At 70.6% G+C, this 7,949-nt stretch carries 8 protein-coding genes; 5 read left to right on the top strand and 3 right to left on the bottom strand.

The window, feature by feature from the left end; genetic code table 11:
• Window positions 1–145: 145 nt before the first annotated feature.
• The 3 genes from ACFRMN_RS24985 to ACFRMN_RS24975 all read right to left on the bottom strand — a co-directional run bounded on the left by ACFRMN_RS24985 (window position 146) and on the right by ACFRMN_RS24975 (window position 3,865).
• Window positions 146–337: a hypothetical protein gene (locus tag ACFRMN_RS24985; RefSeq protein WP_383022990.1), complete on the bottom strand. Its 192-nt coding sequence runs from the start codon at window positions 335–337 to the stop codon at window positions 146–148.
• 200 nt (window positions 338–537) lie between these two features.
• Window positions 538–705 (bottom strand): sigma-like protein, encoded by a 168-nt coding sequence (locus ACFRMN_RS24980; protein WP_383022988.1) that lies wholly within the window; start codon window positions 703–705, stop codon window positions 538–540.
• Window positions 706–913: 208 nt separating this feature from the next.
• The gene (locus ACFRMN_RS24975) at window positions 914–3,865 is read right to left on the bottom strand and encodes a BTAD domain-containing putative transcriptional regulator (protein ID WP_383022987.1); all 2,952 of its coding nucleotides are present in this window, start codon (window positions 3,863–3,865) and stop codon (window positions 914–916) included.
• A gap of 245 nt (window positions 3,866–4,110) precedes the next feature.
• Here ACFRMN_RS24975 and ACFRMN_RS24970 point away from each other — a divergent pair, with 245 nt between their 5' ends.
• The 5 genes from ACFRMN_RS24970 (at window position 4,111) to ACFRMN_RS24950 (ending at window position 7,936) form a co-directional block, all read left to right on the top strand.
• Window positions 4,111–5,697 (top strand): FAD-dependent oxidoreductase, encoded by a 1,587-nt coding sequence (locus ACFRMN_RS24970; RefSeq protein ID WP_383022985.1) that lies wholly within the window; start codon window positions 4,111–4,113, stop codon window positions 5,695–5,697.
• 289 nt (window positions 5,698–5,986) lie between these two features.
• Window positions 5,987–6,883 carry a helix-turn-helix domain-containing protein gene (locus ACFRMN_RS24965; protein ID WP_383022983.1) on the top strand — a complete coding sequence of 299 codons (897 nt, stop codon included), beginning with the start codon at window positions 5,987–5,989 and terminating at the stop codon, window positions 6,881–6,883.
• A gap of 15 nt (window positions 6,884–6,898) precedes the next feature.
• Window positions 6,899–7,309 carry a multiprotein-bridging factor 1 family protein gene (locus tag ACFRMN_RS24960; protein ID WP_383022982.1) on the top strand — a complete coding sequence of 137 codons (411 nt, stop codon included), beginning with the start codon at window positions 6,899–6,901 and terminating at the stop codon, window positions 7,307–7,309.
• Entirely contained in the window at window positions 7,240–7,812 is a 573-nt protein-coding gene (locus ACFRMN_RS24955; RefSeq protein WP_383023111.1) for a DUF5753 domain-containing protein, read from the top strand. Before ACFRMN_RS24960 ends, ACFRMN_RS24955 begins: the two co-directional genes overlap by 70 nt.
• Entirely contained in the window at window positions 7,715–7,936 is a 222-nt protein-coding gene (locus tag ACFRMN_RS24950; RefSeq protein WP_383022980.1) for a DUF397 domain-containing protein, read from the top strand. The genes ACFRMN_RS24955 and ACFRMN_RS24950 overlap by 98 nt, the downstream gene beginning before the upstream one ends.
• Window positions 7,937–7,949: the final 13 nt, after the last annotated feature.

The following is a 7,949-nucleotide window of genomic DNA, read 5'->3' as shown; positions in this document are numbered from 1 at the left end:
ACAGGTACACGGCATGCCGCACATCGCTCCCCGCCCCCCCCCGCCGGCCCCCCCCGCACCCCCCCCCCCGGAACCCGCGCCCCGTTACGGGAATGGGGGGGGCGGGGCTATACCCCCCCGCCCCCCTCTCCGTGAGTTGCGTGCCTCAGGTGAGGTGGACATCGCCCAAGGTGGCGTCGCCAGTGGCGTGGACCTCGCCCGTGGCGTGCGCGTCCTGGGCCGAGAAGCCACTTCCGGTGCCGGTGGCGTGCGTGTCCGCCAGGGCCGGGGAGGCCGTAGCCGCTGCGGCAGCGAGCGCAACAGCCGTTGTCACGAAGAACTTCTTCGTACGCGTCACTTCAACTCCTGAACGTGGGCTCGTCGGTCATTCTCGACCCTAAGTACCCTAAGTACCCTCAGTACCGGGGCACGCGTGTTCGGTCGATATGGCGGTTTACGACCATCGAATGGCGTGAATGCGGGGGCGGCGGACACACGCTGCGGCCGCGACGGCTCCCCCTCCGCGCCGCCGCGGCCGCTCCCCGTGAGGATGAGGTTCTATGCGCCGGGCTTGAACGGCTCGGACGTGGCGTGCTGGTCCAGCGTGCCGATCCCGCCACCGGTCGCGTGCTGGTCCTGAGTCGTGACCGTGCCTTCTTCTTCCGTGCCCGTCGCGTGCTGGTCCTGCGGCTTGACCGTCGTGTCCTTCTTCTTCGTGTCGTCCATGATCGCAATCTCCCGTTAGTGGCTCTACGTGGTGGATCGGCCGCGCCCGCCCGGCGGTTCCCCCGGGTACCGCCGGGCGGGCGCGCAAGGACCGCATACGTTAGCGCCGCGGTCCTTCGCCGATCCGTGCGCCCCCCGATTCGGCGGACCGACAGGAGTGACGATGCCGTGGCGCGATAAACGAACGATGAACGGCCTGACGCGAGCCCTACGCGGCAGCCATGGGCCTCAGCAACGCACGGACCTCGTTCGCCTCGGGGGACCCCAGAGCCTCGTATATCGCGAGCGCCTCGTGCCAGCAGACCTGGGCACGCCCCGTCTGTCCTATGCCGCTGAGCGCGCGGCCGAGCACGGTCAGTACATTGCCGCGGCGCCACTCGCCCCCGATGTCACGGAGTACGGTCAACGCCATTTCCGCGTTCGACGCCGCCTGCGCCATCTTGCGGGCCGAGATGTCGATCTCCGCCAGCCGGAACAGCGCCATTCCCTCCCACAGCCTCTGACGGCTGTCCCGGAAGACGGTCAAGGCTTCGTTGAGCCGTTCCGCCGCGTCGGAAAGCTGTCCGCCGTCGGCAAGGGCCAGCCCCAGGGCGTACCGGCCGTTCGCGCCGCGGAACGCGTGGCCCAGGGCGTCGTAGATGTCGATGCCCTGCCGCGCGAGGGTGATCGCACTGTCCGTGCTTCCCGCGGCCAGGCGGATACGCGAGAGATTGCACAGCGCGCTCGCCTCGCCGGGCAGGTCCCCGTCGCTGCGGAAGTTCTCGATGGCCGTGGTGAGGTGCCGCTCGCCGTCGGCGTGCCGGTGCTGGTAGAGCGCGATGATCCCCCGGACGTTCGGCGCCCAGCAACTGGGCGGTACGTCACCGGTCGTGGTGGCGAGCCCCATGGCTTCCCGAGCCTCTTCCTCGGCTTGGTCGAAGCGGCCCGCCACACTGTGAACGTTGGCCAGCGTCATCAGGGCGCGCCCCTCGGCCCACGCGTCGCCGCGGGCCCGCGCGGCTTCCAGTACGGCTGTCGCCGACGCCTCGTAGTCCTTCGAGTTGGCGCCCGACTCGCCGAGGTCCAGCGTCGCCCACAGAAGGTCCACCGCGCGGCGCAGCGTCCGCGTGCCCGAGCACTGGCGCACGAACGCCAGCAGGCAGTTCGCCTCCGCGTACAGCCAGTCCTGCGCGTCGTGCCGGTCGGTGAAGGACAGGCCCTCGTACGAGGTCGGCTCCAGGTGGTCCACCAGACGGTCCCCCGGGCGCTCCAGGGCGTACACGCTCGCGGCCGTCGCCAGGTAGAAGTCCAGCAGCCGCGACAGCGCCGCCTCCCGCTCCGAGGGCGGCTGTTCGTCGCGTTCCGCGCACGCCCGCGCGTAGAGACGGACCAGGTCGTGGTAGCGGTAGCGGCCCGGGGCGGCGGATTCCAGCAGCGAGGTGTCGACCAGCGACTCCAGCAGGTCCTCGGCGTCGTGCAGCGGCAGGTCCAGTACGGCCGCCGCCGCGGCCAGCGAGAGGTCGGGGCCGTCGGCCAGGCCGAGCAGCCGGAAGGCGCGGGCCTGGGCCGGTTCCAGGGCGCCGTAGCCCAGTTCGAAGGTCGCCTTGACCGCGAGGTCGCCCGCCTGGAGTTCGTCCAGCCGGCGCCGTTCGTCGGCGAGTTTCGCCGCCAGGATCGAGACCGTCCACGTGCGGCGGGCCGCCAGCCGGGACGCCGCGATCCGGATGGCCAGCGGGAGGAAACCGCACGCCGCGACGACATCCAGCGCCGCCTTGCGCTCGGCGGTGACCCGCTCCTCGCCGACGATCCGGGTGAAGAGCTGAAGCGCCTCCTCCGGTGACATCACATCGAGGTCGACCAGATGGGCGCCCGCCAGATCGACCATCCTGACCCGGCTGGTCACCAGCGCCGCGCAGCCCTCCGTACCCGGCAGCAGCGGGCGGACCTGCGCGGCGTCGCGGGCGTTGTCCAGCAGGACCAGGACGCGCCGGCCGTCGAGCATCGAGCGGTAGAGCGCGGAGCGGTCGTCGAGGGAGTCGGGGATCGCGGTGTCGGGCGTGCCGAGCGCCCGCAGGAACGAGCCGAGTACGTTCTCCGTCTCCGCGGCCCGGGTGCCCGCGCCCTGGAGGTCCACGTACAGCTGGCCGTCGGGGAAGTACGCCCGCGCCGCGTGCGCGACATGCACCGCCAGGGTCGTCTTGCCGACGCCGCCGATGCCGGCGAGCGCGGAGACCGCCATCACGGACCCCTCGACCGTGGACAGCCGCTTGCCCAGCTCCCGTACGAAGGAGACGCGGCCGGTGAAGTCGGGCACCGTCGCCGGGAGCTGCGCGGGGCGCATGAAGGTCTGCGGTGGCGCGGGCTGCTCGACGGGGCGGGCCAGTTCGGCGTCCGCCTGGAGGATGCGCTGCTGGAGCTGGGCCAGTTCGGGGCGCGGGTCGACCCCCAGGTCCTCGGCGAGCAGCCGCCGCGTGTCGGCGTAGACGGCGAGCGCCTCCGCCTGCCGGCCGCTGCGGTACAGCGCCAGCATGAGCAGCTCGCGCAGCCGCTCGCGCAGCGGATGCGCGGCGGTCAGGACGGTCAGTTCGGAGACGGCCTCCGCGTGGCAGCCGACCTCCAGGTCCAGATCGAGCCGGGTCTCGGTGAGCTGGAGGCGCCACTCCTCCAGCCGGGCGCGCTGCGTCTCGGCGTACGGGCCGGGTACGGAGGCCAGCGCCTCGCCGTCCCACAGGCCCAGCGACTTGCTGAGCAGCGCGCGGGCCTGGTTGCGGTCCCCGGCGGCGCGGGCCTTCTCCGCTTCCGTGGCCAGCTCCTGAGCCACGTTCAGATCCAGCAGCGCCGGACGGTTCCGCACCGCGTAACCGCCGGCCTCGGTGACCAGCACGCCCGGGGAGAACTTCTTGCGCAGGCGCGAGGCGTAGGTCCGTACGGCGGCCAGCGCCTGCGAGGGCGGGTCGTCGCCCCAGAGCGCGTCGATGAGTTCACCGGCCGTGGCGGTACGTCCTTCGCGCAGCAACAGGGCGGCAAGCAGGGCACGTTGCTGCGGTGATCCGGGCGGCACCGGCTCGCCGCCGCGCCAGGCGCGTATCGGTCCGAGCACGCTGAAGCTCAGTTCGCCGGAGTCACCCGGCACGCCCGGAGCCCGCTGCTCCGGTACGCGCGGCCCGCCGTCACGTTCCATAGCTCCCCCTGCCCCTGCCACTGCCGGTATCGCCCTCGACAGTCTGCCTTGTCGGCGGCTGTGCGTCAGCAGTGAGTAGCGGTCTGCACAAGCCCTCGACAGGATCGGGACCGCCGTCGAACCGGGTGAAACGGAGCGCCGGACTTCACTTGACCAGTGGGTATTGGTATGACGGTGACCGTTACCGGTACGGACGATTACTGGTACTGACGATTACCGGTGAGGACGACGAGGAGGCAGCGCCCGTGACCGACGCGATCGTGGTGGGTGCCGGTCCGACCGGGTTGCTGCTCGCGGGGGATCTCGCGGTCGCCGGACACTCCGTGACCCTGGTCGAACGCCGCCCGGAAGCCGTCGGAAATCTCACACGCGCTCTCGCCGTCCACGCGCGCACGCTGGAGCAGCTGGACGCGCGCGGGCTCGCGGACGAACTGGTGGAGCGCGGCCACCGGGTACGGGAACTGCGGCTGCTCACGCGGTCGTCCATCGACCTGACGCGGCTGCGCGGCCGCTTCCCGTACGTCCTGGTCATCGGGCAGTACGAGGTGGAGCGACTGCTCGAACGGCGCGCCCGCGAGGCCGGTGTCAGCTTCCTGTACGACACCGAGGTGACGGGGGTACGGCAGGACGACGAGGGTGCCGGGGTGGAGGTGCGGGCGGACGGCGCGCATGCCGGGTCGGAGCCAGGGGCCGTGGCCGAGCCAGGGGCCGGGGCCGAATCCGAGCCGGGGGCTGGGGCCGGGGCCGGGTCCGAGCCAGGGTCTGGGTCTGGGGCTGGGGCTGGGGTCGGGGCCGCGTCCGGGGCCCGCACGCTCCGCGCCTCCTATGTCGTCGGCACGGACGGCGCCTCCAGTACCGTCCGCCGCTCCCTCCGACTGCCCTTCCCCGGCTCCGCCGTCATCCGCTCGATGGTGCTGGCCGACGTACGGCTGACCGAGACACCGCCCGCCCCGCTGATCGCCAACGCCGACGGCGACTTCCTGGCGCTGATCGGCTCGTTCGGCGACGGCTGGTACCGCGCCATGGGCTGGAGCCGCGCCCGGCAACTCCCGGACAGCGCGCCCGCCGATCTCGACGAGGTACGGGAAGCCGCCCGGCGGGCGCTCGGCTCCGACTACGGCATGCACGACGCCCGCTGGATCTCCCGCTTCCACAGCGACGAACGGCAGGTGCCGCACTACCGGGTGGGGCGGGTCTTCCTCGCGGGCGACGCCGCGCATGTCCATTCCCCGGCCGGCGGCATGGGCATGAACACGGGGCTTCAGGATGCCGCGAACCTCAGCTGGAAGCTGTCGGCGGTGCTCGGGGGACGGGCGGACGACGCGCTGCTCGATACGTACGAGGCGGAGCGCCACCCGGTCGGCGCGCAGGTGGTGCGCGCCAGCGGGGTCATCATCCGGTTCGCGCTGGCCCGGTCCGCGCCGCTGCGCGCCCTGCGGTCGGTCGGCTCCCAGCTGCTCGTCCGCGCACACCCGTTCGCCGACCGCGTGATGCGCGTGGTCACCGGCATCGGCATCGCGTACCCCTCCCCGCGCGGCGCCCACCCGCTGGTCGGCAGACGCGCCCCCGATCTGGCGCTGTCGTCGGGACGGCTGTACGAGGCGCTGCGCGAGGGGCGGTTCGTGGTGGTGGGACCGCGCGGGGACGCACGCGTACGGTCGGTGGTGCCGGGCGACGGGCCTTCGCTGTACGCGGAGTTCTCCCACAGCACCACGCGCACGCTGCTCATCCGGCCCGACGGCTATATCGCCTGGGCGGCCGACCGCCCGGACGAGGCGGGCCTGCGCCACGCCCTCACGGAGTGGACAGGACAGCGGACCGAACGCCCGTAGCCCACCGGATCGAGGTTTCCGCGACTCGGGGAACGAAGACCCGGTGGACGAAGACCTGGTGGCCCGGGACGTAAAAAGCTCTCAAGAACCCGGGTAAGAACCCCTCCCAACCACCCCCTCTTCCCCCGGCGGTCCTCGTCACTCGCACGGGTGAAGATGGCAACATCTGGTCATTGGTGGCGTGTTGGTGTGGTTACGCTCAGCGACGCAACCCAAAAACAATTCGGCCCCCGGCCGGGACTGGCATCCCGATCGAGGGCCTGACCACCCAGGAAGAAAGCCCTTCCCGATGGCTCTTCAGCAGCTTAACGCGCCCTCGCACGCCCGGTCCGGCATTCCGGCGACCGTTCCCCCGTCCGGGGTGGCCCACCAACGGCACCGGCACACCGACAAGTTCACCGTGATCGGCAACCACCTCGCCCAGCACGAGGGAATGTCGCTGGTCGCGCTGGGTCTCGGGGTGTATATCCAGTCTTTGCCCGACGGGGTGAATGTCGGCATCAAGAATCTCGCCGCGCGGTTCCAGGAGGGCGAGGTGACGATCGCCAAGGGGCTGCGGCAGCTGGAGGCGTACGGCTATCTCAGCCGTACGAGGGAACGCACCCCGCAAGGCCGCTGGGTGACGAGGACGGTGGCGTACGACATGCCGCAGGCCGTGATCCAGCAGCCGACCGCGCCGATGCCGACGCCGACGCCGAGCGTCGCCCCGGCCCCGGCCCCGGCCCCCGCTCCCGCCACCACGGCCGCCCCGGCCAACACCCGTTCCCCGGACCGGACTCCGTCACCCGCCCCGCCCCTTCCCGAGCCCGGCTGCCCCGACCTCAGCCGCCACCGCACCGCCGCCGAAATCCTCGCCGGACTCCGACGCCACGACCCGCGCCTGATCCTCTCCGAACGGGATGTCCGCCGCCTCGCGGGCGCCGTATCGGCCTGGCTGGAACGTGGCATCGAACCCGCTGCCGTGCAGCGCACCCTGACCGGCCTGCTGCCGCAAGGCCCCATCCACTCCCCAGCGGCCCTACTCGCCCACCGCCTCACCACCCTGCTGCCCCCGCCACTTCCCGCCGTACCGGCCCGACCACGCGTCGTCCCCCTCCAGAACTGCGACCGCTGCGACCACGCTTTCCGTGCACCGGAGCCAGGCAACTGCCCCGGCTGCCGAGCGGCCCCACGGCCGGCCGGCTGAAAGGAAGTTCGAGCTATGGAGCTGAACAACGACGAAGACGGCAAGGCCACCCCGCGCACGCTGCTGGGCCGGAGGCTGCGACGAATGCGCGGCGACTCTGGGCTGTCGCTGCGTGCCCTCGCCGAGCAGGTGGGTTATCCGCACTCCTATCCCGGCAGGGTCGAGTTGGGAGACCAACTTCCGTCGGAGGCCCTGGCCCTCGCGCTGGACGCGTACTTCGGTACGAGCGGCCTGTTCGTGGATCTGCTTGAGCTCGCACAGGACACGTCGATTCCCGACTACGGTCGCGCGGTCGTCAGCAGCGAGGAACAGGCAACGCGTATCCAGGTGTTCAACAGCAGTCTTATTCCTGGTCTCTGCAAACAGAGGACTACGCCCGTGCGCTCATTCGGGAAACACGTTCCCAGGACTCGGAGGAGCGGTTGAGCGAACTTGTCGCGAGGCGTATGCGACGCAAGCGCGTCCTCAACAAGGATAATCCGCCACTTTTCTGGGCAATTATGGATGAGGCGGCGCTCAAGCGTCCGATGGGAGGCTCAAAGTGCATGATCGAGCAAATTTCCTCCCTGCTGGAGGTCGCGCGGATGTCTCATGTCGCGGTTCAGGTGCTCCCGTTCGCCCAAGGGGAGCATCCCATGCTGGGTGGGAGCCTGAGTCTCCAAACGTTCCAGAACGGGGCTACGATCGCGTACGTAGAGAGCTTCGTGTCCGGGGAGTCGATGGAGTCGCCCAAGAAGGTCCTCAGGCTTACGCAAATGTTCGACACGGCTCGATCGAAGGCGCTACCCGAGAAGGAATCTCTCGCTCTGATGCGCGCATACCTGGGAGAGTATGAGAATGCAGAAGATTCCTCACGCGTCCGCCCTCGACACATGGCGCAAAAGCAGCTACAGCAATGGAGACGGCGCCGAATGCGTGGAGGTCGCTGACGGCATTATCGGCATCGTCCCCGTCCGTGACAGCAAGAATCCTCACGGCCCGGCGCTGGCTTTTTCCACAGGTGAGTGGTCGTCGTTCGTATCTGCCGTCAAGTGCGCCGAGTTCCCTGCCTGAGTCACCGACGTAC

Origin of the sequence: Streptomyces sp. NPDC056835, assembly GCF_042789485.1 — a bacterium.
GTDB lineage: Bacteria > Actinomycetota > Actinomycetes > Streptomycetales > Streptomycetaceae > Streptomyces.
This window is presented reverse-complemented; position numbering and strand designations above follow the sequence as displayed.

Excerpts from the sequence above, each read along its gene's own strand:
- ACFRMN_RS24980 (WP_383022988.1), bottom strand. The coding sequence starts at position 705 with ATGGACGACACGAAGAAGAAGGACACGACGGTCAAGCCGCAGGACCAG.
- ACFRMN_RS24975 (WP_383022987.1), bottom strand. The coding sequence starts at position 3,865 with ATGGAACGTGACGGCGGGCCGCGCGTACCGGAGCAGCGGGCTCCGGGC.
- ACFRMN_RS24965 (WP_383022983.1), top strand. The coding sequence starts at position 5,987 with ATGGCTCTTCAGCAGCTTAACGCGCCCTCGCACGCCCGGTCCGGCATT.
- ACFRMN_RS24960 (WP_383022982.1), top strand. The coding sequence starts at position 6,899 with ATGGAGCTGAACAACGACGAAGACGGCAAGGCCACCCCGCGCACGCTG.
- ACFRMN_RS24950 (WP_383022980.1), top strand. The coding sequence starts at position 7,715 with ATGAGAATGCAGAAGATTCCTCACGCGTCCGCCCTCGACACATGGCGC.